27 protein-coding genes are annotated in these 26,671 nt (G+C 64.1%); 12 read left to right on the top strand and 15 right to left on the bottom strand.

The genetic code is table 11. From position 1 onward, the window contains the following. The first annotated feature begins 178 nt into the window (after positions 1–178). Complete coding sequence (rlmN, locus tag AC0L3H_RS28815; protein ID WP_473587725.1) at positions 179–1,414, top strand: dual-specificity RNA methyltransferase RlmN; 1,236 nt, start codon at positions 179–181, stop codon at positions 1,412–1,414. Beyond that, positions 1,411–1,890, top strand: coding sequence for a hypothetical protein (locus AC0L3H_RS28810; RefSeq protein WP_473587724.1), 480 nt, complete (start codon positions 1,411–1,413; stop codon positions 1,888–1,890). Before rlmN ends, AC0L3H_RS28810 begins: the two co-directional genes overlap by 4 nt. On the opposite strand, the gene AC0L3H_RS28805 is transcribed toward AC0L3H_RS28810, so the two are convergent. Then, positions 1,862–2,503 (bottom strand): LysE family translocator, encoded by a 642-nt coding sequence (locus tag AC0L3H_RS28805; protein ID WP_473587723.1) that lies wholly within the window; start codon positions 2,501–2,503, stop codon positions 1,862–1,864. The two genes, AC0L3H_RS28810 and AC0L3H_RS28805, sit on opposite strands and share 29 nt — an antisense overlap. 425 nt (positions 2,504–2,928) lie before the next feature. Here AC0L3H_RS28805 and AC0L3H_RS28800 point away from each other — a divergent pair, with 425 nt between their 5' ends. The 3 genes from AC0L3H_RS28800 to leuB all read left to right on the top strand — a co-directional run bounded on the left by AC0L3H_RS28800 (position 2,929) and on the right by leuB (position 5,988). Further along, on the top strand, positions 2,929–4,152 hold the full coding sequence (locus tag AC0L3H_RS28800; protein WP_473587722.1) for an argininosuccinate synthase: 1,224 nt from the start codon (positions 2,929–2,931) through the stop codon (positions 4,150–4,152). Positions 4,153–4,270: 118 nt separating this feature from the next. Beyond that, positions 4,271–4,654, top strand: a complete 384-nt coding sequence (locus AC0L3H_RS28795; protein ID WP_473495517.1) for a RidA family protein — start codon at positions 4,271–4,273, stop codon at positions 4,652–4,654. A gap of 230 nt (positions 4,655–4,884) precedes the next feature. Continuing rightward, positions 4,885–5,988: a 3-isopropylmalate dehydrogenase gene (gene leuB, locus AC0L3H_RS28790; RefSeq protein ID WP_473587721.1), complete on the top strand. Its 1,104-nt coding sequence runs from the start codon at positions 4,885–4,887 to the stop codon at positions 5,986–5,988. 59 nt (positions 5,989–6,047) lie between these two features. Here the strand turns inward: leuB and AC0L3H_RS28785 are convergent, their stop codons facing one another. Both AC0L3H_RS28785 and AC0L3H_RS28780 read right to left on the bottom strand, forming a co-directional pair. Further along, a complete protein-coding gene (locus AC0L3H_RS28785; protein WP_473587720.1) occupies positions 6,048–6,731 on the bottom strand; it encodes a DUF805 domain-containing protein in 684 nt (227 codons plus the stop codon). 379 nt (positions 6,732–7,110) lie between these two features. Then, positions 7,111–8,967, bottom strand: coding sequence for a DEAD/DEAH box helicase (locus tag AC0L3H_RS28780; RefSeq protein ID WP_473587719.1), 1,857 nt, complete (start codon positions 8,965–8,967; stop codon positions 7,111–7,113). Positions 8,968–9,165: 198 nt separating this feature from the next. Here AC0L3H_RS28780 and AC0L3H_RS28775 point away from each other — a divergent pair, with 198 nt between their 5' ends. The 5 genes from AC0L3H_RS28775 to AC0L3H_RS28755 all read left to right on the top strand — a co-directional run bounded on the left by AC0L3H_RS28775 (position 9,166) and on the right by AC0L3H_RS28755 (position 12,632). After that, positions 9,166–9,315 (top strand): hypothetical protein, encoded by a 150-nt coding sequence (locus AC0L3H_RS28775; protein ID WP_473587718.1) that lies wholly within the window; start codon positions 9,166–9,168, stop codon positions 9,313–9,315. 106 nt (positions 9,316–9,421) lie between these two features. After that, on the top strand, positions 9,422–10,456 hold the full coding sequence (locus tag AC0L3H_RS28770; protein ID WP_473587717.1) for an aspartate-semialdehyde dehydrogenase: 1,035 nt from the start codon (positions 9,422–9,424) through the stop codon (positions 10,454–10,456). A 320-nt stretch (positions 10,457–10,776) separates the two neighbouring features. Continuing rightward, positions 10,777–11,682, top strand: coding sequence for a bestrophin family protein (locus AC0L3H_RS28765; protein WP_473587716.1), 906 nt, complete (start codon positions 10,777–10,779; stop codon positions 11,680–11,682). Between the two features lie 124 nt (positions 11,683–11,806). Then, positions 11,807–12,217 carry a DoxX family protein gene (locus AC0L3H_RS28760; protein WP_473495524.1) on the top strand — a complete coding sequence of 137 codons (411 nt, stop codon included), beginning with the start codon at positions 11,807–11,809 and terminating at the stop codon, positions 12,215–12,217. Between the two features lie 151 nt (positions 12,218–12,368). Then, positions 12,369–12,632 (top strand): YMGG-like glycine zipper-containing protein, encoded by a 264-nt coding sequence (locus AC0L3H_RS28755; RefSeq protein ID WP_027153677.1) that lies wholly within the window; start codon positions 12,369–12,371, stop codon positions 12,630–12,632. Positions 12,633–12,707: 75 nt separating this feature from the next. On the opposite strand, the gene rpsP is transcribed toward AC0L3H_RS28755, so the two are convergent. The 7 genes from rpsP to AC0L3H_RS28720 form a co-directional block, all read right to left on the bottom strand. Further along, positions 12,708–13,109: a 30S ribosomal protein S16 gene (gene rpsP / locus AC0L3H_RS28750; RefSeq protein WP_473587715.1), complete on the bottom strand. Its 402-nt coding sequence runs from the start codon at positions 13,107–13,109 to the stop codon at positions 12,708–12,710. Positions 13,110–13,153: 44 nt separating this feature from the next. Further along, positions 13,154–13,480, bottom strand: coding sequence for a chorismate mutase (locus tag AC0L3H_RS28745; RefSeq protein ID WP_023803766.1), 327 nt, complete (start codon positions 13,478–13,480; stop codon positions 13,154–13,156). 7 nt (positions 13,481–13,487) lie between these two features. After that, positions 13,488–15,107: a signal recognition particle protein gene (ffh, locus tag AC0L3H_RS28740; RefSeq protein WP_473587714.1), complete on the bottom strand. Its 1,620-nt coding sequence runs from the start codon at positions 15,105–15,107 to the stop codon at positions 13,488–13,490. Between the two features lie 324 nt (positions 15,108–15,431). After that, positions 15,432–16,394 (bottom strand): lysostaphin resistance A-like protein, encoded by a 963-nt coding sequence (locus AC0L3H_RS28735; protein ID WP_473587713.1) that lies wholly within the window; start codon positions 16,392–16,394, stop codon positions 15,432–15,434. A 250-nt stretch (positions 16,395–16,644) separates the two neighbouring features. Continuing rightward, positions 16,645–17,244: a DUF1236 domain-containing protein gene (locus AC0L3H_RS28730; RefSeq protein WP_023803769.1), complete on the bottom strand. Its 600-nt coding sequence runs from the start codon at positions 17,242–17,244 to the stop codon at positions 16,645–16,647. A 63-nt stretch (positions 17,245–17,307) separates the two neighbouring features. Then, positions 17,308–18,402, bottom strand: coding sequence for a zinc-binding metallopeptidase family protein (locus tag AC0L3H_RS28725; protein WP_473587712.1), 1,095 nt, complete (start codon positions 18,400–18,402; stop codon positions 17,308–17,310). Between the two features lie 115 nt (positions 18,403–18,517). Then, positions 18,518–19,765: a flavin monoamine oxidase family protein gene (locus tag AC0L3H_RS28720; protein WP_473587711.1), complete on the bottom strand. Its 1,248-nt coding sequence runs from the start codon at positions 19,763–19,765 to the stop codon at positions 18,518–18,520. A 267-nt stretch (positions 19,766–20,032) separates the two neighbouring features. Here AC0L3H_RS28720 and AC0L3H_RS28715 point away from each other — a divergent pair, with 267 nt between their 5' ends. Continuing rightward, positions 20,033–20,827 carry a lytic murein transglycosylase gene (locus AC0L3H_RS28715; RefSeq protein WP_091592126.1) on the top strand — a complete coding sequence of 265 codons (795 nt, stop codon included), beginning with the start codon at positions 20,033–20,035 and terminating at the stop codon, positions 20,825–20,827. Positions 20,828–20,945: 118 nt separating this feature from the next. Here the strand turns inward: AC0L3H_RS28715 and AC0L3H_RS28710 are convergent, their stop codons facing one another. Next, complete coding sequence (locus tag AC0L3H_RS28710; RefSeq protein ID WP_473587710.1) at positions 20,946–21,875, bottom strand: hypothetical protein; 930 nt, start codon at positions 21,873–21,875, stop codon at positions 20,946–20,948. 61 nt (positions 21,876–21,936) lie between these two features. Then, positions 21,937–22,542, bottom strand: a complete 606-nt coding sequence (gene leuD, locus AC0L3H_RS28705; RefSeq protein WP_023803774.1) for a 3-isopropylmalate dehydratase small subunit — start codon at positions 22,540–22,542, stop codon at positions 21,937–21,939. A 152-nt stretch (positions 22,543–22,694) separates the two neighbouring features. On the opposite strand from leuD, the gene AC0L3H_RS28700 reads away from it, so the two are divergent. Then, complete coding sequence (locus AC0L3H_RS28700) at positions 22,695–23,120, top strand: GNAT family N-acetyltransferase (RefSeq protein ID WP_473587709.1); 426 nt, start codon at positions 22,695–22,697, stop codon at positions 23,118–23,120. A gap of 66 nt (positions 23,121–23,186) precedes the next feature. On the opposite strand, the gene AC0L3H_RS28695 is transcribed toward AC0L3H_RS28700, so the two are convergent. From AC0L3H_RS28695 to AC0L3H_RS28685, 3 genes are all read right to left on the bottom strand, one after another. Next, positions 23,187–24,353, bottom strand: a complete 1,167-nt coding sequence (locus AC0L3H_RS28695; RefSeq protein ID WP_473587708.1) for an NAD(P)/FAD-dependent oxidoreductase — start codon at positions 24,351–24,353, stop codon at positions 23,187–23,189. 66 nt (positions 24,354–24,419) lie between these two features. Further along, positions 24,420–25,916: an ATP-binding protein gene (locus AC0L3H_RS28690; protein WP_473587726.1), complete on the bottom strand. Its 1,497-nt coding sequence runs from the start codon at positions 25,914–25,916 to the stop codon at positions 24,420–24,422. 59 nt (positions 25,917–25,975) lie between these two features. After that, positions 25,976–26,671: a response regulator transcription factor gene (locus AC0L3H_RS28685; RefSeq protein ID WP_128170058.1), complete on the bottom strand. Its 696-nt coding sequence runs from the start codon at positions 26,669–26,671 to the stop codon at positions 25,976–25,978.

The following is a 26,671-nucleotide window of genomic DNA, read 5'->3' as shown; positions in this document are numbered from 1 at the left end:
AATCATCTCCCTCTCTTCCTTACCCCCGGAATCATCAATCCGATTCTGTGCAAAGGCCTCACAAGGGGAGAAGGAAACCGCCGCCTGCATGACTCCGCCGTCAAGCTGTGCTATGCGCCGCGCTTCATTTCGGGCACGATGCTGTAATCGGCCGTAAATCGCTTATATTGGCGCAACGATGACCCTCTCATTCGACCTTACCACTGAAGGCGCCCGTGACGCGTTGCGCGCCCGCGCCGCGCCGGCGGAAAAACCGTCGCTGATCGGCCTGACCCGCGCCGAGCTTGGCGCTGCGCTCGTTGCATCAGGCATCGTGCCGGAGCGCCAGGCCAGGATGCGCGCCCAGCAGCTCTGGCACTGGATGTATGTGCGCGGCGTCTCCGACTTTGCTGGTATGTTCAACATCTCCAAGGATCTGCGCGCCGAGCTCGACAAGCATTTTACCGTCGCCAGGCCCGAGATCGTCGAGGAGCAGATTTCCTCCGACGGCACGCGCAAATGGCTGTTTCGCTTTCCGCCGCGCGGCGCCGGCCGGCCGGTCGAGATCGAGACCGTCTACATTCCCGAAGAAGGCCGCGGCACGCTCTGCATCTCCTCACAGGTCGGTTGCACGCTGACCTGCTCCTTTTGCCACACCGGCACGCAGAAGCTGGTGCGCAACCTGACCGCGGAGGAAATCCTCGCCCAGCTTCTGACCGCCCGCGACCGGCTCGGCGATTTCCCCGACCGCGACACGCCCGATGGCGCCGTCGTTCCGGCCGAGGGCCGGAAAGTGTCCAACATCGTCATGATGGGCATGGGCGAGCCGCTCTACAATTTCGAGGCGGTGAAGAAGGCGCTGCTGATCGCGTCCGACGGCGACGGGCTTTCCCTGTCGAAGAGACGCATCACGCTGTCGACTTCCGGCGTCGTGCCGGAGATCTTCCGCACCGGCGACGAGATCGGTGTCATGCTGGCGATCTCGCTGCACGCCACCAATGACGATCTGCGCGACCTTTTGGTGCCGATCAACAAAAGATATCCCTTGAAAGAGCTGATCGCCGCCTGCCGCGCCTATCCCGGCCTGTCGAACGCCCGCCGCATCACCTTCGAGTATGTGCTGCTGAAGGACGTCAACGATTCGATCGAGGACGCCAAGGGACTGATCAAGCTGCTCAAGGGCATTCCAGCCAAGATCAATCTGATCCCGTTCAATCCGTGGCCGGGCACCAACTACCAGTGCTCGGACTGGGAGACGATCGAGAAATTCGCCGACTACATCAACAATGCCGGCTATGCCTCGCCGATCCGCACGCCGCGCGGCCGCGATATCCTCGCCGCCTGCGGCCAGCTCAAGTCGGAATCCGAGCGCATGCGCAAGGTCGATCGGCTCGCGCTGGAAGCAATGATGATCGCGGGGCACGGCGAGGCGTGACCCGCCTTGTCGCCTACTTCATCCGCTTCGCCATCATCCTGATCGGTTATGGCGTTGCCGCGCTGGCGGCCAGCGCTTTCCTCAACGTCATGTTCCTGGCGTCGCTGGGCTATACGCCGGAGCATGTGCAGCCGGCGGCGACGGCCTCGCTGTATTTTTCAATCCCCTTCGTTGCGCTGTTCGTCGCCTATTTCGCCTTTATGCCGGCAGCGGTGGCGATTCTCGTCTCGGAAATCCTCGGACGGCGCGACTGGCTGTTCTATGCGCTGGCGGGCGCGGTGGTCGCGGCGGTCTTCCTCGGCTTCGCCCACCAGACCGCCGAGGTCAATTTCGAGATCACCGACCCGCGCGTCGTCGCTGCCGTGATCGGCAGCGGCATGGTCGGCGGCATTTTCTACTGGCTGAGCGCCGGGCGCTCGGCCGGAAGCTGGCGCCAAGCCGGAAGGTCTACTTCGCCTGGGCGGTCAGGATCTTGAGCGCGAAGGCCGAAAACACCCCGGCGAACAGATAGTCGACGGCGCGCGTTACCCGCGGGCTTGCTTTCATCGCGGCCGAGAATTTTTCTGCCGCAAAGACCATCGGCGCTGTTACCGGGATCGACAAAACGACGAACATCGCGCCGAGGAAGAACAGTTTTCCGGGCGCGTTCGGATCATGGGCCGAGACGAACTGCGGCAGGAAGGTCATGAAGAACAGGATGATCTTCGGGTTGAGCAGATTGACGCCGAGCCCTGCCGCCCAGGCGCGAAACAGCGAAATCTCCGGCCCGCTCTTCTTCTCGGGCGAAAACGCCGAACCCTTGGTGATCGCCTGCCACGCCAGGAAGACGAGATAGCCGGCGCCAAAGATCTTCAGGGCCAGGAAAGACATCGGCGAGGCGACGATCAGCGCCGAGATGCCGACCACCACCAGCGTGGTGTGGATCAGTGTGCCGAACAGCGCGCCGGCCATCGAGGCAAAGCCGGTGGCGCGTCCATGGCTCAGCGTGCGCGACACGAACAGCGTCATGTCGGGGCCCGGCGTGATCGCCAGGATCACGGTGGCGATGGCGAATTGGATCAGCGTGGTGGTGTCGGGAATGAAGGACATCTGCGGGCCCCTGGATAAAGAAAGCGCAGCCTATAGCGCAGGTGCCTTATACACGCCAGCTTCTCGCCAGCACGGCGTCTGGTATAGCGAGACTCCGACAAACAATCGCGCCCAACTCGGGCAGCCAATCGTCAAATGTCGGCGCCGCCCCTCATTGCCCTGCCGGGCATTTCTCCCCGTATAGTGACGGGGAGAAAGGGCTGGCCGCAGCCTCAGCGCCATTCTTGCAGCGTTAGAGTTTGGCGAAACCGATGAAGCCGCCTCCTCTCCCCGTCACTATACGGGGAGGGGATGCCGGCAGGCAGGTGAGGGGCGGTGCAAACGCCCGGAAGGACGATTGCCCTCCGGAACACTGTTCGTCACTTGCGCAAGGCGGAAACGCCGTGATACCTCGCCCGCAAAGAACCCTGTCGCGGAACAGCCAAATGTCGAAAGCAAAAACCGTCAACAAGGTCGTGCTCGCCTATTCCGGCGGCCTTGACACCTCCATCATCCTGAAATGGCTGCAGACCGAGCTTGGCGCCGAGGTGGTCACCTTCACCGCCGATCTCGGCCAGGGCGGCGAACTGGAGCCGGCGCGGCGCAAGGCCGAGATGATGGGCATCAAGGATATCCGCATCGTCGATGTGCGCGAGGAGTTCGTTTCCGACTTCGTCTTCCCGATGTTTCGCGCCAATGCCGTCTATGAAGGCACCTATTTGCTCGGCACCTCGATCGCCCGGCCGCTGATCTCCAAGCACCTGGTCGAGATCGCCCAAGAAACCGGCGCCGATGCGATTGCGCATGGCGCCACCGGCAAGGGCAACGATCAGGTCCGTTTCGAGCTTTCGGCCTATGCGCTCAATCCCGACATCAAGGTCATCGCGCCATGGCGCGACTGGTCGTTCAAGTCGCGCACCGACCTGATCAACTTCGCCGAGCAGCACCAGATCCCGGTGCCGAAGGACAAGAAGGGCGACGCGCCGTTTTCGGTCGACGCCAATCTTCTGCATTCGTCCTCCGAAGGCAAAGTGCTGGAAGACCCGTGGAGCGAGCCGCCGGAATTCGTCCACCAGCGCACCATCTCGCCGATGGACGCGCCGGACAAGGTCACCGAGATCGAAATCGAATTCCTGAAGGGCGATCCGATCGCGCTCGACGGCAAAAAACTGTCGCCGGCGACGATGCTGGCGGCGCTCAACGATCTCGGCCGCGACAACGGCATCGGCCGGCTCGACCTGGTCGAGAACCGTTTCGTCGGCATGAAATCACGCGGCGTCTACGAGACCCCCGGCGGCACCATCCTGATATCAGCCCACCGGGCGATCGAATCGATCACGCTCGACCGTGGCGCCGCCCACCTCAAGGACGAATTCATGCCGCGCTACGCCGAGCTGATCTACAACGGCTTCTGGTTCGCGCCCGAGCGGCTGATGCTGCAGGCGATGATCGACAAGAGCCAGGAAGACGTCGAAGGCACGGTGCGGCTGAAACTTTACAAGGGCAACGTCATCGTCACTGGCCGCAAGTCGAACAAGACGCTCTATTCCGACGCGCTGGTCACCTTCGAGGATGACCGCGGCGCCTACGACCAGAAGGACGCCGAAGGTTTTATCCGCCTCAACGCGCTGAGGTTGCGGACGCTGGCGGCGCGGGGCCGAAAAAGCTAGCCAGTTTCTCTGCGCAGGGAATGCACGGCTCAGATAAATGTCGATTCCGCCCCGCCTGGCCCATAGCCGGAAGGCACGTCTTCAGCTCAATATCGCCTCAGGAATATCCGAGGGAACCATGCGAAAACTGATCTCCACCGGCTCGCCCTTCGAGAAGGCCGCCGGTTATTCGCGCGCCGTGGTGCAGGGCGACTGGTGTTTCGTTTCCGGAACAACGGGCTACGACTATGCGACCATGTCGATGCCGGAGACGGTCGAGGCGCAGACGCGCAATTGCCTGGCGACGATTGCCAAGGCGTTGCAGGACGGCGGCTTCGAGATGGCCGATGTGGTGCGGGCGCATTACTACATCACCGACGCGGCTTTCGTCGACATCGTCTTTCCGCTCCTCGGCGAGGCTTTTGGTGACATCAGGCCGGCAGCGACGATGATCGTCTGTCAGCTCAACAAGCCGGAAATGAAGATCGAGATCGAAGTGACGGCGCTCAAGCGCACGTCCTGAGCGCGGCGGCGGCGCAGAAGCTTGCGCGACGTCGGCGGAGCGAAGGATCGTCAAAGGTGCTCTGAACCAAGGCTTGCGCGTGAGCCGCTTGGCGTTTAGCAAGGCCGCGGCTCACGACAGCGCCGCGCGTCCTTTGGCCGCGAAAAGGGACGCTGTAGAATTTTGTTTCTGCGCATGATGCTTTGCGAAATCGATTCCGATTTCATGCGCCACAATTAGGACGGTTCCGGATGGCTTCGAAAAATCTTCTCCTGCTCGCCGGCGACGGCATCGGCCCCGAGGCGATGGCCGAAGTGAAGAAGCTGATCGCCGCCATGAACGACAATCTCGACAGCGGTTTTGTCACCGATGAGGGGCTGGTGGGCGGCTGCGCCTATGACGCGCATGGCGCGGCGATTTCTGATGCCGACATGGCCAAGGCGATGGCCGCCGACGCGGTGCTGTTCGGCGCCGTCGGCGGGCCGAAATGGGATGCGGTGCCTTATGAGGTGCGCCCGGAAGCCGGACTGCTGCGGCTGCGCAAGGACATGGAGCTGTTCGCCAATCTCAGGCCGGCCATCTGCTATCCGGCGCTGGCGGCATCCTCCTCGCTCAAGCAGGAGGTGGTCGAAGGGCTCGACATTCTGATCGTTCGCGAGCTCACCGGCGGCGTCTATTTCGGCGAGCCGAAGCAGATCATCGATCTCGGCAACGGCCAGAAGCGCGGAATCGACACCCAGGTCTACGACACCTTCGAGATCGAGCGCATCTCGGGCGTCGCCTTCGAGCTGGCACGCACGCGCAAGAACCACGTCACCTCGATGGAAAAGCGCAATGTGATGAAGTCGGGCGTGCTATGGAACGAGGTCGTCACGCAGACGCACAAGGCCAGATATGGTGACGTCAAGCTCGACCACATGCTGGCCGATGCGGGCGGCATGCAGCTGGTGCGCTGGCCGAAACAATTCGACGTCATCGTCACCGACAATCTGTTCGGCGACATGCTGTCCGACATCGCCGCCATGCTGACCGGCTCGATCGGCATGCTGCCTTCGGCGTCGCTCGGCGCGCCGGATGCCAAGACGAAAAAGCGCAAGGCGCTCTACGAACCGGTGCACGGTTCGGCGCCCGACATCGCGGGCAAGGGCATCGCCAACCCGATCGCCATGATCGCCTCCTTCGCCATGTGCATGCGCTATTCCTTCGGCATGGTGGCCGAGGCCGACCGCCTGGAAAGCGCCATCGCCGCCGTGCTCGACCAGGGCTTGCGTACTAGGGATATTCTTTCCCCTGGCATGACCGAGGTCGGCACCGCTGAGATGGGCGACGCGATCATCGCCAGGTTCCTGGGCTAAGCCCGCTGGCGATCGACGTCCGCCCGGCTTCCACCCCTCAAAATCGCTGTGTCGACCAGCTAGGCCCTGACCCCCGCCGGCACCGGGCCCCACTGATTTTCACGGGACTGCGTCGGGATCAGCGCGAAGACCAGGATGATCAGCCAGCCGATGGTCGGGATGAGCACCGCCAGAAAAAGCCAGCCGGTCAGGCCGATGTCGTGCAGGCGACGCACGTTCAGTCCGATCCAAGGCGGGAATGTCGCCAGCACAAACGCGCCGCAAAGACCGACCGTCGCTGCCGGCAATTCGTCAAGATCGCCCATGGCGTCGTCGATGAAGAGGCCGACGCCGACGACCACGATCAGCGCGATCGTCCAGAACAGGCAATAGCCCCAATATTCCTTGCGGCGGGCACGGCCGGAGAAATTGAAGTAATTTTCAGTCAGGCCCCGCCGGAAGTAGCTCCAAAGGTCGGTGGCGGGAGCATTTTCAGCGAAACGGCCGAAATGTTGCGGCGCCACGGGCGCATTGCCGGCCTGAGACAGAGCCACGGTTGCGTCCGTCGGACTGGCGGTTTGGGCGCGGACCGAAAAAACCTCGCGTGCCCGTCCGCCAGCCGGCTGGAACTCGATGGCCGTGCCCCTGCCTATCGTCGCCTCTCGGCGCAGATCCTCGCGCGCGAAGGTGTAGCGGTTGCCGTCGGCTCCGGTGATGAAGCCAAAACCCTGGTCCTCGTCATAGTGAAGCACTTCGCCGCGCATGCCTGCCCCTCGTCCCGCTGGCCAAACTGTTCAAAGTTGCGGCAGATCGCAAGGGGTGCGTGCGCGGGAGCATCGCTTCAGATAAAAGATAGCGGCGCCACTCGTGTTGAAGACGACCAATCGTCGAAGTCTTCGCCGCCCCTCATCGCCCTGTCGGGCACTCCCCGTATAGTAACGGGGAGAAGGACGCTGTCATCGCCGGTTTCGCCAATCGCGGGCGTCGCGGAAAGAACGCCGAGGCTGCGGCCAGCGGGCTTCTCGCCGTTGACGGGGAGAAGGTGCCGGCAGGCGGATGAGGGGCGGCGCAGACCTGTATCGATTTCCCTTGGCGAGGGCCAGCCCTTGCAGGCCATGACAAGCCAACGATGCCAGCAAATCGCTAAGCCGGCCGCTTCTTCGCTTTCTTGCTCTTGGCGGGTCCGGCCTTGTCGAATTTCGGCTTGCCTGCCTTCCCGGCCCAGGGCTTTGCCTCGAATGCGGCGGGGCGCTGATCGGCTGACGGTGCGCGCTTCTCGAATTTGGGCGCGTTCTGGTCGAACGTCCGCTTGCCGCGGTGCGGCTTCTTGTCCGGCCGTGGCTCCTGATAGCCGGCCCGCGACAGGTCGGGCGTGCCGTCCAGCCGCTTCACCGCGATGTTGTTCTGCAGCTTGCGATCCGGGCCGATCGCCTGGAGGAACCGATCGGCCCAATCCGCCGCGATCTGCACGAAAGTTTCCTCCGGCTGCATCTTGATGGCGCCGATCTCGCGCTTGGAGATGCCGCCGGTCCGGCACAGCATCGGGATCAGCCAGCGCGGCTCGGCATTCTGCCTGCGTCCCACCGACAGCGAGAACCAGACGCTGTCGCCGAAATCGTCGCGGCGGCTTGGCGCCTCGTCGCGACGGGCAGATCTGTCGCCAGAGGGCCTGTCGCCCGACGGCGTGAACGGAGCGACTTCTAAAAGATCCTCGGGCGCCGAACGGCTGGAACGGCACAGACGCACGAAGGCGGCGGCCACCTGATCGGGGCCATGCTGCTCAAGAAGCGCATTGATGAAGCCGCGTTCATCATCCGTCACAGGCTCGCTGAAAACCGGGTCGGCGAGGATGCGCTCGTCGTCGCGGCGCAGGACGTCGTCGGCCGAAGGCGGGCTTGCCCATGTCGCCGCAAGGCCAGCGCTTTGCAGCAGCCGTTCGGTGCGCCTGCGAGCATTGTTGGGCACGATCAGCGCGCTGACACCCTTGCGTCCCGCCCGTCCCGTCCGCCCGCTTCGGTGCAGAAGCGTCTCCGGATTGGTCGGCAGGTCGGCGTGGATAACCAGTTCGAGGTTGGGCAGGTCGATGCCGCGCGCCGCCACATCGGTGGCGATGCAGACTTTGGCGCGGCCGTCGCGCATCGCCTGCAGCGCGTGGCTGCGCTCGTTCTGGCTCAGCTCGCCCGAAAGCGCGACGACGGAAAAGTTGCGGTTGTTGAAGCGCGCGGTCAGGTGATTGACGGCAGCGCGTGTATTGCAGAACACCAGTGCGTTCTTCGCCTCGTAATAGCGCAGCACGTTGATGATGGCATTTTCCCGGTCGGCCTGGGCCACGCTCAGTGCCCGGTATTCAATGTCGAGATGCTGCTTCTCCTCGCCGGCGGCCGAGATGCGCACCGCATCGCGCTGGTAGCCCTTGGCCAGCGTGGCGATGGAGCGCGGCACGGTGGCCGAAAACATCAAGGTGCGGCGCTCGGCCGGCGCGGCGTCGAGGATGAATTCCAGATCCTCGCGAAAGCCGAGATCGAGCATCTCGTCGGCCTCGTCGAGCACCACTGCCTTCAGCTCGGACATGTCGAGCGAATTGCGGGTAATGTGGTCGCGCAGCCGGCCGGGCGTGCCGACGACGATATGGGCGCCGCGCTCCAACGTGCGGCGCTCGGTCCGCATGTCCATGCCGCCGACGCAGGACGCTATCGCTGCGCCGGTCAGTTCGTAGAGCCATTCGAGTTCGCGCGTCACCTGCAAAGCGAGCTCCCGCGTCGGTGCCACGGCCAGCGCCAGCGGTGCTGCGGCCTGGGAAAAGCGCTCGGCGCCGTCGAGAAGGGTCGGCGCCAGAGCCAGCCCGAAGGCGACGGTCTTGCCGGAGCCGGTCTGGGCGGAAACCAGCGCATCGGCCTGCCCGAGCTCGAGAACCGCCTTCTGCACCGGCGTCAGCTCGACATAGCCGCGTTTTTCCAGCGCCTTTGCCAGCGCGGGGACAAGTGCTTCGAAATTGGACATTTCACTCTTTCGGAATTCGGATTCTTTTATGCCCGGCAATGGGTCATCCGTCGGCGAGCGCCAGGAGCGCCACGAGCCAAACGATCCAATCGTTCGTACTTCGCGCCGCCGCCATTGTACAGGGCAAGCGCCTCGCCGCGTCGCGATTGACTCTTTACGCAAACCGCGTAAAAGCCGGCACCGAATGGGGTAGTTTCGATGCGCGGCCTTTTGATGGCGCTTCTTGCCTTCGACGTCCCGGGCCGCAATGTGAACCATTGGGCCGGGCGTCTCGGCGCGTCTGCTCGTTCCAGCAAAACCAAGTTCTTGGCCAAAAAAACCGGTAAAACGACCACTAAAACGGTCTGATTCCCTTGGCCTAACCACCCTCTCCCGGGTCCGGGCCGGGGGTTGAAACCCGCATCGGCCGGCGGGTTTTCTCCAAAAAACCGAGCGGAGAGGACAGGAGATTTCGATGAGTTTCAAGGTTGCAATCGTCGGCGCCACGGGCAATGTGGGTCGGGAAATGCTCAACATACTGGAAGAGCGCGGCTTTCCGGTGAGCGAGGTGGTAGCGCTGGCCTCGCGGCGCAGCCAGGGCACGGAAGTGTCGTTCGGCGATCGCACGCTGAAGGTCAGGGCGCTCGACCAATATGATTTTTCCGATACCGACATCTGCATCATGTCGGCCGGCGGCAACGTTTCGAAGGAATGGTCGCCGAAGATCGGCAAGCAGGGCTGCGTCGTCATCGATAATTCGTCGGCCTTCCGCTATGACCAGGACGTGCCGCTGATCGTGCCGGAAGTGAACCCGGACGCGATTTCGCTGTTCACGCGCAAGAACATCATCGCCAACCCGAACTGCTCGACGGCGCAGCTGGTCGTGGCGCTGAAGCCGCTGCATGACCTCGCCACCATCAAGCGTGTCGTCGTCGCCACCTATCAATCGGTATCCGGCGCCGGCAAGGAAGGCATGGACGAACTGTTCACGCAGACCCGCGCGGTGTTCGTCGCCGATCAGGTCGACGTCAAGAAGTTCACCAAGCGCATCGCCTTCAACGTCATCCCGCACATCGACGTCTTCCTCGACGACGGCTTCACCAAGGAAGAGTGGAAGATGGTCGCCGAGACCAAGAAGATGCTCGACCCCAAGATCAAGCTGACGGCGACCTGCGTGCGCGTGCCGGTGTTCATCGGCCATTCGGAAGCGGTCAACATCGAATTCGAAAAGCCGATCACCGCCGAGGAAGCACGTGATATCCTGCGCGAAGCGCCGGGCTGCCAGGTTCTCGACAAGCGCGAGGACGGCGGCTACATCACGCCGCTGGACTCGGCCGGCGAGGACGCGACCTTCATCTCGCGCATCCGCGAGGATTCGACCGTCGACAACGGCCTGTCGATGTGGATCGTCTCCGACAATCTGCGCAAGGGCGCGGCACTCAACGCGGTGCAGATCGCCGAATTGCTGATCGAGCGCGGGCTGATCCAACCGAAGAGGAAGGCGGCGTAACTTCTCGCTCACGGGCCGTATCGCCGCTGCCGCGGCGGGCCCCCCGCGGGGGCGCCGGACAACCGGCGGCCCGCAGTCGCGGGCTCGGCCTTCGGCCGTTAGCCCCTTCTCCCCGTTCACGGGGAGAAGGTGCCGGCAGGCGGATGAGGGGCGGCACCGGCGCCTCAGTTAGATCGCGTCGGGCCGGCATCACCTGGCCCTGCTCTGCCCTCAAACTGGCAAGACGACATCGCCATGTCGCTGGCCGCTGGGCTTGTGCGTGTATTGCGTCGCACAATGGAACCGATCAGGATCATTGCCGGTCCGTGAAAGGGGTTTCGATGATCGTTCGCCCGCGCCCGGGATTTTTGCATCTGTTCTTCATCATGCGCGGCTCGGTGGCGCCGCGCATCCTGCCGCAGATCTTCGGCTTCGGCATTTATGGCGCACTGGTGGTGCTGGCGGTCAGGGCGCTGCAGCTTGACCTCGGCAATGCCGGGCCCGCGCCGCTCGCCTTGCTCGGTGTGGCGCTGTCGATCTATCTCGGCTTCCGTAACAATGCCGCCTACGACCGCTGGTGGGAGGCGCGCAAGCTGTGGGGCCAGCTTGTGTTCGACATTCGCAATCTGGCGCGCGCCAGCACCGGGTTGATCGAGGATCGGGTCGAACTGCGCGGGCTGCTGATGGAGGCGATCGCCTTCTGTCACTTCCTGCGCGGCCTGCTTCGGCGGGTCGATGCCACGACCGAAGCACGCGCGTTCATCGATGAGGCGGCCGAAAGTGCTGCCAAGCTGGCCAACCCGCCGGACGCCATGCTGCGGCGGATGGGCGAGCGAGCCGCCGCGTTGTACAGGGCCGGCGCAATCGATGTCATGGGCTACCGCATTCTCGACGAGCGCCTGTCGCAAATCGCCGCAGCGCAGGCCGGCTGCGAGCGCATCATGGGAACACCGCTTCCTTTTGCCTACACGCTGCTGTTGCAGCGCACCGCCTACATCTTCTGCCTGCTGCTGCCGTTTGGGCTGGCCTCGACTGCCGGTTGGGCGACGCCGCTGTTCACGGCGCTGATCGCCTACACCTTCTTCGGCCTCGACGCGCTCTCGGAGGAACTCGAGGACCCGTTCGGCACCGAGGCCAACGATCTCGCCCTCGACGGCCTGTGCCGCGTCTGTGAGATCTCGGTGTTCGAGGCGCTCGGCGAAGCGCCGCCAAAAATGATCCCCGCCAAAAAATACTATTTCTCCTAGGGTTTGTTCCCGCGCTCACCGAAGCACCGTGCGCTGGAAAAATCATAAGCGTGTCGGATCGCCGCCTCACGCCGCGTCCTTGGTTCGACCCTCGCCAAAAGGGCTCGAAACAACCGGAGGACCAATGACCATGTCTCAAACAGCATCCGTCACGCCGAGCGCGCTGTGGACCGGCCGCGGGCTCAGCGCCCTCATCGTGCTGTTCATGACCTTCGACGGCGTCATCAAGCTGCCGCCGCTCGATGTCGTCACCCAGACCATGGTGCAACTCGGCTGGCCGGCCGATCCCGATGTCTCGCGCATGCTCGGCATCGTCGGGCTGGTCTCGACCGCGCTCTATGCGGTGCCGCGCACCTCGGTGCTCGGCGCCGTCCTGCTCACCGCCTATCTCGGCGGCGCCATCGCGACCCACGCGCGTCTTGGCAGCCCGCTGTTCTCGCACACATTGTTCGGCGTATATCTCGGCCTCATTCTGTGGGGCGGCCTTTTCCTGCGCAATCCCGGGGTGCGCTCGCTGATCCCGCTCAGCCGATAGCGGCGGCGTCAAGAGCCGTTCGATGGCGGTCGCGCCGCCAGAGAGAGGGCCATCTGCCGCCACCCTCTTCCTTGCCCTTGGATCAAATCGCCCGGTTGCGAGTTAGACGAGGTGGGGCGAGGACGGAAAACCCCATTTGGGAGGAGCGACGATGAAGAAACTGGTGGTCCTGATGATATTGGCAACCTCGCTCGCAGCCTGTTCGCGGACGGAACAGGGCGCCGCGGTCGGTGGCCTGGGTGGCGCTGCTGTCGGCGCTGCCGTTGCAAATGACCCGGTGGAGGGAGCTGTTGTTGGTGGTGCTGTCGGCGCCGTCGCCGGCGCACTGATCGGTCGTGCTACCGAACCCGGCCGGTGCCGCTATCGCGATCGCTATGGACGCGTCTACATCGCCCGCTGCCCGGCAGGCTATTGATCGGGCCGCGTTTAGCTCCGACCAAATAAAACGGCGGGCAAAGCGCCCGCCGTTCCGTAGGCGATAAAAAGCGGATTATTCGGCGGTCGCGGCTTCCGCCTCGACCGGCGCGGCTGCCGCAGCGGCAACAGCGGCGGCTGCATTGTCCTGCGCCTTCTTCAGAAGTGCGGCGCGTTCCTGCGCCTTCTTGCCGGGCTCGGCCTTCTTGGGATTGGAGCGGGCCTCGCGCTTGGCGATGCCGGCCTCGTCGAGGAAGCGCAGCACGCGGTCGGTCGGCTGGGCGCCGTGCGAGAGCCAATGCTTGACGCGGTCGGCGTCGACCTTGACCCGCTCGCCGTCCTTGGGCAGCAGCGGGTTCCACGAGCCGAGCGACTCGATGAAACGGCCGTCGCGCGGCGAACGGGCGTCGGCGACGACGACGTGGTAATAGGGACGCTTTTTCGAGCCCGCACGGGCCAGTCGGATTTTCAATGGCATTTCTTTTCTCCTAAAACGCTGATTTTCGGGTTTACGGCTGGTCCTCAGCCGGTTTTCGTTCCGCCGTTGGATGCGGCGATATGCTCGTGATGGCGGATCACTTCGCGGACGACGAAGTTCAGGAATTTCTCCGCGAAATCCGGGTCGAGATGGGCGTCCTTCGCCAGTTGGCGAAGGCGGGCGATCTGCTGCTGCTCGCGCGCCGGATCGGCCGGCGGCAGGCCATGCGATGCCTTCAGCTCGCCGACCGCCTTGGTGCAGCGGAAACGCTCGGCCAGCATGTGGATGAGCGCTGCGTCGATGTTGTCGATCGAGGCGCGGTAATCGACCAGCGCCGCGCGTGCGTCGGCCATGTCCTTCTCTTCGTTCATCGCGCCCTCACTTCTTCTTGCCAGGGGCGTTCTTGCCGAGCATTGGCAGACCGCCGCCGGATCCTGGCAAACCAGGAAGCTTCATGCCGCCGGGCAGCCCAGGCAGACCACCGCCACCTGGGAGGCCACCGGGAAGACCCTTCATGCCGCCGAGACCGGCTGCCTGTGCTTGCTTCTGCAAGGCTTCGAGCTGCTTGGGGTCCATCTTGGACAGGTCCGGCATGCCGCCCATCATGCCGCCCGGGCCACCCATGCCCCCTGGCATCATGCCGCCGAGTCCCATCTTCTGGGCCAGACCGCCCATCATGCCACGCATCAGGCCACCGCCCTTGCCGCCCATCGCTTTCATCATGTCGGCCATGCCGCGGTGCATCTTCAGGAGCTTGTTGATCTCGGCCGCATCGGTGCCGGAGCCTGCGGCGATGCGCTTCTTGCGCGAGTGCTTCAGAATATCGGGGTTGGCGCGCTCGGCCTTGGTCATCGACGAGATGATGGCGAGCTGGCGGCCGAACATCTTGTCGTCGAGACCGGCGGCAGCCATCTGGTCCTTCATCTTGCCCATGCCCGGCATCATGCCCATGATGCCGCCCATGCCGCCCATCTTCGACATCTGCTGAAGCTGGCCGGCAAGATCGTTCAGGTCGAACTTGCCCGACTGCATCTTCTTGGCCATCGCCGCCGCCTGCTCGGCGTCGATGTTTTCGGCAGCCTTTTCGACGAGGCTGATGATGTCGCCCATGCCGAGAATGCGGTCGGCGATGCGCTTGGGATGGAATTCCTCCAGCCCGTCCATTTTCTCGCCGGTGCCGATCAGCTTGATCGGCTTGCCGGTGACAGCGCGCATGGAAAGTGCCGCACCACCACGGCCGTCGCCATCCATACGGGTCAGCACCAGGCCGGTGATGCCGACGCGCTCATCGAAGCTTTTTGCCAGATTGACGGCATCTTGGCCCGTCAGCGAATCGGCGACCAAAAGGATTTCGTGCGGCGACGAAACCTTCTTGATGTCGGCCATCTCGACCATCAGCGGCTCGTCTATGTGGGTGCGGCCGGCGGTGTCAAGGATGACGACGTCATGGCCGCCGAGCTTTGCGGCCTGCACGGCGCGGCGGGCGATGTCGACCGGCGTCTGGCCCTCGACGATCGGCAGCGTGGCGACCTTGACCTGCTCGCCGAGCTGACGGAGCTGCTCCTGCGCGGCGGGACGCCGCGTGTCGAGCGAGGCCATCAGGACCTTCTTGTTCTGACGCTCGGTGAGGCGCTTTGCGATCTTGGCCGATGTCGTGGTCTTGCCGGAACCCTGCAGGCCGACCATCATGATGACGACTGGAGCCGGTGCATTGAGGTCGATGGCGACGCCCTCGGCGCCCAGCATCCCGACCAGCTCGTCATGGACGATCTTGACGACCATCTGCCCGGGCTTGATCGACTTCAGCACGGCGGCGCCGACGGCCTTCTCGCGCACCTTGTCGGTGAAGGAACGCACCACTTCCAGCGCAACGTCGGCCTCAAGCAGCGCACGGCGCACCTCGCGCAGCGCCGCCGAGACATCGGCCTCGGACAGGGCGCCGCGGCCGGTGAGGCCGTTCAGGATCGAACCAAGACGTTCCTGTAGCGATTCAAACATTCTTCTTCCTTTTCCCTGGCACCCGGATGATGCCCGAGAGGTAATGCGTTCGCGCCCAGTATCCAACCCAAGCTGTCCAGGCAAAAGCTCAAAGCCAAAAAGCACCCGGGGGCGCACAGCGCTGCCGGATGTTGACCTCCAGGATCGATTTACAGCACGTCGCCTCAAACAGGCTTCGGCGTCCCGGTCGGCTTGCTCGGAGGGATACTCGTCGCGGAATTCGCGGGCTGTAGACAGGAAATCGGCCGCGGAGTCAAGGTGCGGGGCCGAATACGCTGAACCGGGCCGGTTTGGTTTATGGCAGCACCACCAGCGTGATGCGCATCAGCATGGGCCGCCGGGGTGCGAAAAATCCGGCTCGACCTTCAGCGGCGAGCGCGGGTGCAGCAGCAGCAGAACGGTCAACAGGCTGCAGACGATGCCGATCGCCGCAATGAGGACGGCATCAACCGTCGTCCAGCCGGGGCCTTCGAGCGGCTTGGCGTTGAACAGGGCGAAGGAATTGTAGCTTTGCTGGTGCGAAATCAGCAGGAAGCCGGTCAGATTGTTGCCGAGGTGGGCGCCAAAGGCCGCGCCGAGATTGCCCGTGGCATAGACCACAAGCGTCAGGAGCAGCGCAAAAGCGGCGATCGAGGCCAGCACGCAGGCGTTGATGGCGGTCGTCGAGCTTGGGTTCCAATGCATCGCAGTGAACAGAAGTCCTGGCAGCAGCGCCCAGATGAAGGGGTTTTGAAAGCGGTTGGCCAGGCCCCTGAGGAGATAGCCGCGAAACAGCACCTCTTCGGACGAGGCCTGCAGCAGGGTCAGCGCGGCGATCGGGATCAGGAACAGCAGCCAGGACGACAGGGCGAGCGCACCGCGCGCAATGTCGGGCTGCAAGAGATAGAGCAGTATCTCGGAGAGCAGCGATGTGACCAGCACCGCGGCCAATCCCCTAAAAAATCCCGAGCGCGAAACGCGGCGGCTGGTGCCGATCAGCGCCATCAGCGGCTCGCGATGGACCCAGCGCATGGCAGCCCACAGGCCGAGCCAGATTCCTGCGAAGGAGGCGAGCGCGGCGAGGATCCCGGCGGGTGAGGCCATGAAATTCTGCACCGCCCCTCCTTCTATCAGGGCGCCAGACGATGCTTGCCAGACGACGAAGAAATAGGCGCCGCCGAACAGCACGGCGACGGTCGTCGCGACCCAGAACAGGACGACGATCGCCGTTCCGAGCAGGAGCCGCGGCAGGGTCGTCTTGGCGTTGGGAGTATGCCGATAGCGCTCGAAGGCGGCAGGGTCTATCACGCGGGCTCACAGGCTGGTGCTTCGGGTCGCATGATTTATTCGATCGAGTCGTGCCGCGCAATCGTCACGGCAATCGGCGTTGGCGCCGCCCCTCACCTGCCTGCCGGCATCCTCTCCCCGTGAACGGGGAGAGGGCGCTCTCCCAACGATTTCGCTAATCGCCAGCGAGGCCCCCGGCAGGGCGATGAGGGGCGGCGCCGACTTCGACAGTTCCGTCATTCGTCCAAGGCGATTGCCCTGTTCGGCACCGTCAGCGCTCGACGTACATGATGCGTCGGGTGCCGGGGTCGACCAGTGCCGGCTGACCGTTCACATAGACATAGCGGTAGTCATAGTCCGGAATCTCGCGCAACTCGACGGTATCGGGCAAGGTCGCGCCGGTAACCACCTCGCCCTCGAGATAAACCGGGTCGACCCGGTTGGTCTCGATGTAGGTGCGGACTTCGGCCGGCGGCCGCCTGATCGGCTCGATCGGCTCGCCAGCGACGATCGCTCCGGTATAGATGTCGGGATCGTCGACATCGGCGGGGGCTTCGACGATGGTAATGTCTGCGTCTGCCGGGCGCCGGGTCAGGACGACCTCGTTGCCGCCGAAATCGGCCGTCACATAGTCGGAATAGATCCAGCCTTGGCCATTGGCCTCGGCTATGGTGCACCATTTACTGTTTTGGATGCAGCCATCGAGCGTTGCCGACTGGCCGGCGGCGAGCACGCCGATGACTGGGTATTGCGGCCCTGGGCCGGCGCGAATGTTGAGATCGGCGACCGCCGAAACGGCGGTATCGGCCAAGGCTGTGCCGGACATGGCGACAAGCGCTCCGGCGACAGCAGGAAACAGTATGCGCTTCATGGTTTCGCTCCGTGTTGATGGTCCCTCGCGAACGAAAACGAAACAAGACCTCATGCGTTCCGGCTAAAACGCCTCGGCCGGCTCACGTTTTGTTCCGGTTTCTTTCACGACACCGGTCAGGAGTTCATGGACGAAGGCCAGCTTCTGTGCCGTCAGTTCCGAGATGACGAAGGGATAGAGGTCCGGCAGGCCCATGCAGCGGTTGATCGAGTTGGACGCTTCCGACAGCACCAGCCAGCGGGCCAGGATCTTTTCAAACGGTTCGGGAACGGCGGCAGGTTCAGACGGCGCCGGCTGGAGCTCGCCGCCGGTGTCGCCCCGCGACAGGTCGTTGGCCTCCACCGTTTCCAGCCGGCCGAGCGGGAAATTCAGCGCATGCACCATCTCCAGCGTATCGGTGATGTGCAGATGGTGTGCCCATGTCTCGGCCCAGTCCTCCCAGGGATGGGACGTGGCATAGGCGGAAATGTGGTCCTGCTGCCAGTCGGGCGGCGCGCCATTGGCATGGTAGGTCTTCAGCGCCTGCTCGTAGTCGGCGCGCTCGTCGCCGAACAAGGTGCGGAAGGCGGCAAGCCGTTGCGGGTCGTCGCGGATCAGGCGGTCCCAGTAATAGTGGCCGAGCTCGTGGCGGAAATGGCCGAGCAAAGTGCGATAGTTCTCGCCCATCTCGACGCGCCGTCTTTCGCGCTCGGCCGAGTCCGCCTCGGCGACATTGAGTGTGATCAGGCCGTTGTCATGGCCGGTCAGGATGCGCGCGCCACCCGGACCACCAATCGGATCGGCGAGAAAGTCGAAGGCGAGGCCAGCCTCGTCGCCGGCGTTCTGCTTGGGTGCGACCGGCAGTCCGGCGGCGAGCAGCGAATAGATGGCCCGCTTCTTTGCCGCTTCGACGCGGATCCAGCGACGGCGGTTGCCCTCGACCGAAAGGTCCGGGATCAGCTGGTTCAGCGCGCAGGCGCGGCAGAAGGCATGGCCAGGTTCCGCCATCCAGTTGCAAGCGCACTCGTCGGCATTGGTGCACTGGAAAACGCCGCCGGCGCCAGACAGCACGAAGCGCGCATGCCCGGCATCGTAAAGCACGGGGCTGGCGCAGTTCAGGCACTGGGCGTTCTCGAAATAGAGGCGGTGGCCGCAATGCGGGCAATCGAAGAGCTTCATACCGATCTCGAATCACCAGATCTCAAATCACCAAGTCTCAAATCATCAGGCCCGGATATAGTGCGCAGCGGCATATCGCCCAAACGCCTGTCGGCGGCCGGCGTTCCTGCCGTTGCTATGTTGCCGCAAGCTGGGCGGCGACCGTTCTCGCCACCGCCTCGCCCGATAGCCTGGCGCCGCCGCAGGTCTGCATCAGCGGACCGGCCAGATGCTCGCCGGCGAAGAAGATTTTTTCCGCCACCGGCTGCATCAGCGTGGCGCGCGCCTGCGAACGGCCGGGTCGGGCCGCCGCATAGGCGCCGCGCACGAACCGCTCGCCGCCCCAATTGGTCATCATGGCGCGCCCGACATGTTTTCTGACGTCGCCGCCGAAGATGGCGCACAGCCGGTCGACGACGAAGTCGACGCCTGCCGCCTCGCCCGCCGCCGACATCTCCCAAGCGAAATCGCCGCCGACGAAGCCGACCATCAGGTCGAGGTCGAAGGGAAAGCAAAGGAAGTAGATGTCGTGCCTGGCCAGCCGCTCGATCAGCAGGTCGTCGAACGGCGCCAGCCCGAGCCTTGTGCCCCTGATCTCAACCGGCAGCTTGGTCAGCATGCCCATCGGCAGGTCGAAGAAGGCAGCGAAATGCCTGTCTGGCAGCGCCGGCGCGAATTCGATCTCCTCGAAGGCGAGCACCGCCGGCGAGGCGGTGACGATGACCGCCTTGGCGCGGATGATGCCGCGATCGGTGACGCAAGCGACGCCGGGCACGTCCCAGAGGATTTTCCGCACCGGCGTCGACAGCTCGACCGGCACGTCGGCGCCGAAATGGGCGACCAGCGCGCCGAACCCCTCCTTGGTGAAGTAGTTCGGATCGAGATCGGCGGCAGCCTGAAAGTCGCGGATCGATATCTCGTCCTCGTCGGCGCCGAAGTCCATCGGCCCGGCAAAGGTGGCGGCGGCGCGCGGCGCATGGCCTTTGGCGAGCAACGCCGAAAGACGGTCGTCGTCACCAACCTTGACCTCATGCGCCGCCAGCAGCTCGAACAGCCTGATATCGGCCGCCTTCATTGCGGCCTCTTCGTCCTCGCTCGCCTTTCGGTTGCGATAATAGAGATGGTCGATATTCATGTCGTGATGATGAAGCGTCCAGCGGGCAGCTTGCGCCTCGGGAAAGTAGGGATTGCGGTTGGCCGCGTGCAGCCAGGCGCAGCCGATGTCGAAAGGAACGCCGAAATGCTGGTCGCTGGTCCAGGCGCGGCCGCCGATACGGTTCATCGCTTCGACCAGCTTGAAGGAAAGGCCGGCCGCACGCAGGGTCTTGGCGGCGGAAAGTCCCGCCGAGCCGGCGCCGATGACCACGACGTCAACGTCTTCCATGAATATTCTAGCCCCCCGCCACAATAATTACTTGATCGTAAGCAAGTTGTCCGGCATTCGCCAGCGCTGCGGCGAGGATGCGTAAACGAGTTCTTAGCGCATCGGCCCCGAAGGTCGGTTCCGATTCTCGGAAAGCACGATGCGCAGATTGTAAAGTGCTGGAGCGTACTACGTCCAAGCGGACGCACGTCGCTCCAACGGTGACAAGCGGGCGTTTCGCTGGCAAATTCGTATTTGGGACAAGATCCAGGCAACCAGGAGAGCAACATGGCATTTTTTGCCAAGGCAAAGATTTTCGCAGCGGCGGCATCGATGATGCTTGCGGCGGCAACAGCGGCACAGGCCGCCCAATGCGGCAAAACGGGCGCGGGCTTCGAAGCGTGGAAGGCGGAGTTCGCGCAGGAAGCAAGGGCCAGCGGTGTAGGCTCGAAGGGTCTGGCCGCTCTGGCTAGCGCGACCTACGCAAAAAGGACGATCGCCGCCGACCGCGCGATCCACAAGGCTTTCGGTGGCTCGGTGGATGCTTTCATGAAGCGCCGTGGCGCGTCCACGATCATTTCCAAGGGCCGTTCACTGAAGAAGTCGAACGCGGCGCTGTTCGACAAGATCGAACGGACCTACGGCGTGACGCCGGGTGTGTTGCTCGCCATCTGGGGGATGGAGACCGGCTTCGGTTCCTTCTTGGGCAAGCAGAATACGGTCTCTGCCATTGTAACGCTCGCCTATGATTGCCGCCGCCCGGAGTTCTTCTACCCGCATGCTGTTGCAGCCCTGAAACTGGTTGATCGCGGCGCGTTGAGCGCCTCGTCGGTCGGCGCCATGCATGGCGAGATTGGCCATACGCAGTTCCTGCCGGGAAATGTCTTGAAATACGGGGTCGGCAGCGGAAATCTGCGCGACAAAGCCACTGCGTTGGCTTCCACCGCCAACTTCCTCAAGGCTCATGGTTGGCAGGCGGGTGCCAGCGCACAGGCGAATCTCGGTGCAATTGCCGGCTGGAATGACGCGAGCAACTATCAACAGGCCATCGCCCGCATCGCCACGGCGATCGACGGCGAGTGATACAAGTCTCTATTCGACGGAAAGCCCGGCCATGCGCCGGGCTTTTTTGTCGATGGTCTGAGGTTACGACTGCCGCCGCTCGGCCCCGCCTCGGGAACGAAGGCATGAAGCAGAGAAGCTAATTCGGCGAACCGAGCGCCTTGTCCATCGCTTCCCTGACCTCGGCCGGCCACGTGTTCACCGCCGGCCACGCATCCGGCTCGGGCTTGTCGCCGCGGCGGGCGAAATAGAGCTTGTGGTTGGCCGGATCGATCGCCATGAAGCCGTCGTCGCCGCCGCAATCATGCGGGATGCAGCCGCTGGCGTGGAAGACGCCCGAGGTGGTTTTCTCGGTGCCGCCGCCGACCAGCAGGCTGGTCGCCATGTCGGGCATCTGCTTGCCGAGCAGCGTCGCGGCTTGCCTGTAGATGGCCTCGTTATGGAAGGCATCGACGATGCTGTCGTATTGCGTCGGGTCGACATCTTTCCAGCCTGAACCCGGCTCCGGCATGTAGGCGAGGTTGCCCGAGGTCGACAACCCGCCGGTCGGCGACCATTGCAGCGCCGGCTTCGATTCGCCCGGCAAGAGATTAGGCACGAAATAGATGGCGCCGTCGGATAGCGCGGCCGGCGGTGCGCCGCATTCATCCTGCTCGACGGTGGTCGTCTGGATCGTGCCGCCTTCCGGCTTCCACACGATCACCTTGGCCGGACCGCATTGATTGCCGCCGTCGCCGACATCGACCAGCGCCACCGTGACGCCGCCGACATCGACAATCCTGTCGAAGAAGACATCGTAATTGCGCGCCAGCTGCTTGCCGTCATAGGCCAGCACCTTCTCGCCATAGTCTTCCTGCTGGGTGATGGTCAGCTGCCCATTCTCGAACGGGACCGGTGCTTGGCCGTCATCCTCGGCCAGGGCCGCATTGCTCGACGCGCCCAGGTCGGCGGCCCCGCCGGACGCATCGTCAGCCGGCACGAGCACCGTGTCGGTCTGTGCATGCGCGCCAGCCACCGGCATCAGAATCCACGCCAGCGCCCAGGCGCCCGCAAGCAGCGAACGTGTCATGCCTGTCCCTCCGTGCAGCCGCCACGAACCCGGCCTGTCGCGGCCGGGGTCATCCTACCGTTCAGGCCCAGGGCCGCAGCTCGGCGTTCTTCTTCTCGAACGAGGCGATGGCGTCGGCCTTCTCCATAGTCAGGCCGATATCGTCGAGCCCGTTCAAGAGGCAGTGCCGCTTGAAGTCGTCGAGGTCGAACTTGACCACGCCGCCGTCCGGCCCGCGGATTTCCTTGGCTTCGAGGTCGATCGACAGGGTTGCGTTGGAGCCGCGCGAGGCGTCGTCCATCAGCTTGTCCAGATCCTCCGGGCTGACGGTGATCGGCAGGATGCCGTTCTTGAAGCAGTTGTTGTAGAAAATGTCGGCGAACGAGGTCGAGATGACGCAGCGTATGCCGAAGTCGAGCAGCGCCCACGGCGCATGCTCGCGCGACGAGCCGCAGCCGAAATTGTCGCCGGCGACCAAGATCTGCGCCTTGCGGTAGGCCGGCTTGTTGAGCACGAAGTCGGGGTTTTCCGAGCCGTCGTCCGTGTAGCGCATTTCGGCAAACAGTCCGCTGCCGAGCCCGGTGCGCTTGATCGTCTTGAGATAATCCTTGGGAATGATCATGTCGGTGTCGACATTGACGATCGGCATCGGCGCGGCAACGCCGGTGAGCTTGGTAAATTTTTCCATAGGTCTTGCCCGTCTTCTTTTCGCTGCGGGGATGTATTGGCGCCCGGTTTACACAAAGCTGCAGGCAAATAAAAGGCAGCTGTTTTCGCAAGCTTTGGTCCTAGAGCACGGACCGCTTCAAAGTTGCCGCCCTATGGTGCACCTTGGCCGGCATGACAACACGTCCCAAAGTACTCTACGCCAGCGAACCGAACCTCGACGCAGCCGAGTTCCGCCGCGTGCTGGTGGAATCCGGCCTCGGCGTCACTCGGCCCATCGATGACGACGTCCGTCTGAAGGCGATGCTTGCCATTGCAGATCTGGTGTTGACGGCGCGCCTCGATGCGCCTGGCGAGCCGCTGATTGGCCTCGCCCGAGGCATCACCGACTTATCGTGGGTGTGCTATATTTCCGAGCTCGCCGTCTGCAAATCGGCGCAAGGGCTCGGCATCGGCAAGGGCCTGCTCGACGAAGCGCGGCGGCAGCTCGGGCCATCCGTCGCCATGTCACTGATCTCCGTGCCCGACGCGGTCGGCTTCTACGAACGGATCGGCATGACGCGGATGGCGGATGCGTTCTGGTTTGGCCGCGAGCGCTGACGGCTGGCCTTGCGGTGCGGAACCCTTTGGTGACCGAGGGACAGCACCCCTCTCTGTCCGCCAGCCTCAGATCACATTCAACTCCCTGAAAGCCCGCCCCTCGGCAACGCGCTCATACCCAAACGCCGAGCAGTCCACCGTGCGGTAGCCGCCATGCACGATCAGCTCGGCCAGCGCCTTGCCGACCGCCGGCGCCTGCTGCAGGCCGTGGCCGGAAAAACCGTTGGCGAAGAGGAAATTCTGCACCTGCGGATGCGGGCCGATCACCGCGTTCTGGTCGAGCGTGTTGTAATCGTAATGGCCGGCCCAGGCGCGCGTCGGCTTGATCGCCTCGAAGGCCGGAATGCGGGTCGCCAGCACTGGCCAGATTACCTCTTCGAACAGCGGCCAGTCGGGCTCGAAATCGCTGGGATCGGCGGGGCCGTCGCCGTCTTCCGGTTCGGCCCCGCCGGTGATGTAGACCGAGCCTTCCGGCCGGACATAGATGCCTGAGGGATCGACCAGCAGCGGCATGTCGTCATATTTCTCGCGCGCCTCGAAGATGAAGACATTTCGCTTGCGCGGTTCCACCGGCAGCACCAGTCCGGCCATTGCCGAGACTTTTCCGGCATTCGGCCCGGCGGCGTTGACGACGATACCGGCGTCGAGCCTTTCGCCATTGTCGAGGCTGACGCCGGTGACACGGTCGCCCTGCCGTTCGATGCCGGTCACGTCGGCGGTGATGAAATCGATCTTTTTCTCGCGCAGCGCCTTGCGGAACAGCATCAGCATGGCATGCGCGTCGAACCAGCCCTCGCCGCTGCGGCCATAGGCGCCGGCGGTGATGCCCTCGGCCGACAGCCATGCAAACCGGCGGACGAGCGCCTCCGCATCCTCAAGCACGATGTCGGCGCCCTCGGCCAATTGCGTCTGGTGATTGGCCTCAAGGATCGGCAACCCGTTCTCGCCGGCAAGGATGAGGTAGCCGCCTTCGCGAAAACCGATATCGGCGTCGGCCCCGAACTCTTCCGTCAGCCGCCGGAACAGTTTCAGCGTGAACTGCGACAGCCGGATGTTTTGCGGAATCGAAAACTGCTGGCGGATCGAAGCGCAGGACAGCGTCGTCGCCGCATGGGCGAACTGCGGGTCGCGCTCGACCAGCGCGATCGAGCCCGAAAACCCTTCCTCGCGCAGATAATAGGCGATCGAGGAGCCGACGATGGCTCCGCCGATGATGACGACGTCGTAGCGCACTTTTTCGCTTCTCCAGTTCTGAAGCATGATCCCGAAGCCGGTTTTCTGAAACGATCATGCTGCAATTCATGCAGCCGGCAGGATGATCTCGAAGCGCGTGCCGCGCTCGGAGTCAACCAGGCGGATCGTGCCATCATGCGCTTTCAGCAGGGCCAGAACGATGCCGAGGCCCATGCCGGTGCCGCCGCAATCGCGGCGTGTGGTGAAGAATGGCTCGAAAATACGCGCACGGTTGCTCGGCGAAATGCCGGCGCCGTCGTCGCTCACCTGGATCGTCGCCTTGCCGCCTGCGCTCGCCGCCGTGATCGAAACCAGTGTCGCGCCATGCCTTGCCGAATTGTCGATGAGATTGGCCAGCACGATCGCTGCGTTCTCGGCCGAGATGCGCAGGCCGGTCTCGCCGCCCGCCTCGACCCGAAGCGCCAGCCTGTCCCCGGTCGGCAACAGCGCCAGGGCCGCACTGAGCGATGTGCTTTCGCCGCTGGGCGCAAGATTTTCGGCACGCGTCAGGTCGAGCAGACGGCGCACCAGCAGATTGAGCCGCCCGGCGTCGGTGACGATATTGTCTGAAAACCGCCGCCGCTCGGCCTCGTCCATTGCGCTACCTGAATCGCGCAGCAGTTCGGCCGCCCCCTGGATCGCCGTCAGCGGCGATTTGAGCTCGTGCGAGACATGGGTGGCGAAGGTCTGGATGCTGTCGGAGCGCGCATGCAGCTTTTCGGCCATCTCGAGGAAAGCGTCGGACAGCGCTGCCATCTCGCGCGTGCCATGATGGTCGAGCGGCCTGATCGCTGCTCGATCACCGGCGGCGATCCGCTTTGTCCGCTCCATCAGCGCGTAGATCGGCCGGCTGACGGTGCGCAGGAAGATCAGGCCGATGAGCAGCGTGCCGCCGAGGATGGCGATCGCCGCCAGCACCACCTTGCCGCGCTCGCCATAAAGATGCTTGACGATGTTGTTCGGCGTCCGCGACAGATAGACGACGCCGGCGACCTTGCCGTCGACGGCGACGGGCATTGCGACGAAGACGCGGACTCTCGTGCCGCGGCTGACCGAATAGAGCGAAGGTGGCGGCTCGTCTGATATCCTCTGCCTGAGCGCGCTGGCATAGCGGCCGGCAAGTGCTGCGCGAACCTCGCCTACTGCGCCGAGCGACAGGCCGATCTCCTCGCGTCCGGCGATGACGACGCCTTTGGGATCGAGCAGCCGGAAGCCGGCAAGCGTGGTTTTCTGCGTCTCGGCAAGAATGCCCGACAGCCGCGCGCCGATCGCCGTGAAGGCGGGATCGACGGTGGCGGCTGTCGCCGCGGGCCGTGTCGCCAGAACCCTGTCGGACGCAAGATCGAGGCTTGGCTCGATCGGCCGGTAGGGAGAGTCCGGACTGTCGCTGTCGGCAGGCACGGCCGCGCCGAGCTTTTCAGCCGCGATGCCGGCGTCGCGGACCTCTTGCGCATGGATGGCGGCAAGGGCGGCACCCTGCGCGATCAGCTCGGCCTCGGTCTGGCGGATCAGCTGGTTCTCGTAGAGCCTGAAGAAGAACAGGCCGACCAGCGGCAGCGCCATCACCATGATCAGGATGGCGACAACGACCGTGGCGAGGCGCGGCCGCCATTTATGCGCGGTCACGCGCCGCACCGGCCGAGCCGGAAGCCGACGCCATGTACGGTCTCGATCGCATCTGTGCAGCCGGCCGCCGCCAGCTTGGCGCGGATGTTGCGGATATGGCTGTCGACGGTGCGGTCGGCGACATGGATGTTGCCGGCATAGGCATTGGCCATCACCATGTCGCGCCCAAGCACATGCGCCGGGCGCGCCAGAAACCCCTTCAGGATGGCGAATTCGATCGAGGTCAGCACCAGCGGCCTGCCGTCGAAGCTGGCGGCGTGGCTGGCCGGCAGCAAAGCGAGACGGCCGTGCGAGAATTGCCTGTCGTCGGCCTGTTCGGCTTTTGCCGGGCGGGCGCGCCGCAGGATGACGTTGACGCGGGCGACCAGCTCGCGCGGGCTGAACGGCTTGGTGACATAGTCGTCGCCACCCATTTCGAGCCCGAGGATGCGGTCGATTTCTTCATCTCGCGCGGACAGGAACAGCACCGGCACATCCGATGTGTGCCGCAGCCGCCGGCAGACCTCTAGCCCGTCCATCTCCGGCATGCCGATGTCGAGCACGACAAGATCGGGCGCGCGGCGCTCGATCGCCTGCAAGGCGGCGGCGCCGTCGGCTACCGCGACCGTTTTCATGCCGGCCTTTTCGAGCGCGAAGCAGATGATCTCGCGGATGTGCGGATCATCGTCGGCGATAAGGATGTGATGCGGCAT

The sequence above is a fragment of the Mesorhizobium sp. WSM4816 genome (assembly GCF_055811535.1).
This window is presented reverse-complemented; position numbering and strand designations above follow the sequence as displayed.

Excerpts from the sequence above, each read along its gene's own strand:
- AC0L3H_RS28755 (WP_027153677.1), top strand. The coding sequence starts at position 12,369 with ATGAAGAAACTGGTGGTCCTGATGATATTGGCAACCTCGCTCGCAGCC.
- leuD (WP_023803774.1), bottom strand. The coding sequence starts at position 22,542 with ATGGAAAAATTTACCAAGCTCACCGGCGTTGCCGCGCCGATGCCGATC.
- AC0L3H_RS28710 (WP_473587710.1), bottom strand. The coding sequence starts at position 21,875 with ATGACACGTTCGCTGCTTGCGGGCGCCTGGGCGCTGGCGTGGATTCTG.
- AC0L3H_RS28685 (WP_128170058.1), bottom strand. The coding sequence starts at position 26,671 with ATGCCGCATCACATCCTTATCGCCGACGATGATCCGCACATCCGCGAG.
- AC0L3H_RS28785 (WP_473587720.1), bottom strand. The coding sequence starts at position 6,731 with ATGCGCGGCGAAGTGCTTCACTATGACGAGGACCAGGGTTTTGGCTTC.
- AC0L3H_RS28725 (WP_473587712.1), bottom strand. The coding sequence starts at position 18,402 with ATGAAGCTCTTCGATTGCCCGCATTGCGGCCACCGCCTCTATTTCGAG.
- AC0L3H_RS28795 (WP_473495517.1), top strand. The coding sequence starts at position 4,271 with ATGCGAAAACTGATCTCCACCGGCTCGCCCTTCGAGAAGGCCGCCGGT.
- AC0L3H_RS28760 (WP_473495524.1), top strand. The coding sequence starts at position 11,807 with ATGACCATGTCTCAAACAGCATCCGTCACGCCGAGCGCGCTGTGGACC.
- AC0L3H_RS28745 (WP_023803766.1), bottom strand. The coding sequence starts at position 13,480 with ATGAACGAAGAGAAGGACATGGCCGACGCACGCGCGGCGCTGGTCGAT.
- AC0L3H_RS28700 (WP_473587709.1), top strand. The coding sequence starts at position 22,695 with ATGACAACACGTCCCAAAGTACTCTACGCCAGCGAACCGAACCTCGAC.
- AC0L3H_RS28720 (WP_473587711.1), bottom strand. The coding sequence starts at position 19,765 with ATGGAAGACGTTGACGTCGTGGTCATCGGCGCCGGCTCGGCGGGACTT.
- AC0L3H_RS28775 (WP_473587718.1), top strand. The coding sequence starts at position 9,166 with ATGCGCGGCCTTTTGATGGCGCTTCTTGCCTTCGACGTCCCGGGCCGC.
- AC0L3H_RS28730 (WP_023803769.1), bottom strand. The coding sequence starts at position 17,244 with ATGAAGCGCATACTGTTTCCTGCTGTCGCCGGAGCGCTTGTCGCCATG.
- AC0L3H_RS28800 (WP_473587722.1), top strand. The coding sequence starts at position 2,929 with ATGTCGAAAGCAAAAACCGTCAACAAGGTCGTGCTCGCCTATTCCGGC.
- AC0L3H_RS28690 (WP_473587726.1), bottom strand. The coding sequence starts at position 25,916 with ATGGCGCTGCCGCTGGTCGGCCTGTTCTTCTTCAGGCTCTACGAGAAC.
- AC0L3H_RS28715 (WP_091592126.1), top strand. The coding sequence starts at position 20,033 with ATGGCATTTTTTGCCAAGGCAAAGATTTTCGCAGCGGCGGCATCGATG.
- ffh (WP_473587714.1), bottom strand. The coding sequence starts at position 15,107 with ATGTTTGAATCGCTACAGGAACGTCTTGGTTCGATCCTGAACGGCCTC.
- rpsP (WP_473587715.1), bottom strand. The coding sequence starts at position 13,109 with ATGCCATTGAAAATCCGACTGGCCCGTGCGGGCTCGAAAAAGCGTCCC.
- AC0L3H_RS28805 (WP_473587723.1), bottom strand. The coding sequence starts at position 2,503 with ATGTCCTTCATTCCCGACACCACCACGCTGATCCAATTCGCCATCGCC.
- AC0L3H_RS28770 (WP_473587717.1), top strand. The coding sequence starts at position 9,422 with ATGAGTTTCAAGGTTGCAATCGTCGGCGCCACGGGCAATGTGGGTCGG.
- rlmN (WP_473587725.1), top strand. The coding sequence starts at position 179 with ATGACCCTCTCATTCGACCTTACCACTGAAGGCGCCCGTGACGCGTTG.
- AC0L3H_RS28765 (WP_473587716.1), top strand. The coding sequence starts at position 10,777 with ATGATCGTTCGCCCGCGCCCGGGATTTTTGCATCTGTTCTTCATCATG.
- AC0L3H_RS28780 (WP_473587719.1), bottom strand. The coding sequence starts at position 8,967 with ATGTCCAATTTCGAAGCACTTGTCCCCGCGCTGGCAAAGGCGCTGGAA.
- leuB (WP_473587721.1), top strand. The coding sequence starts at position 4,885 with ATGGCTTCGAAAAATCTTCTCCTGCTCGCCGGCGACGGCATCGGCCCC.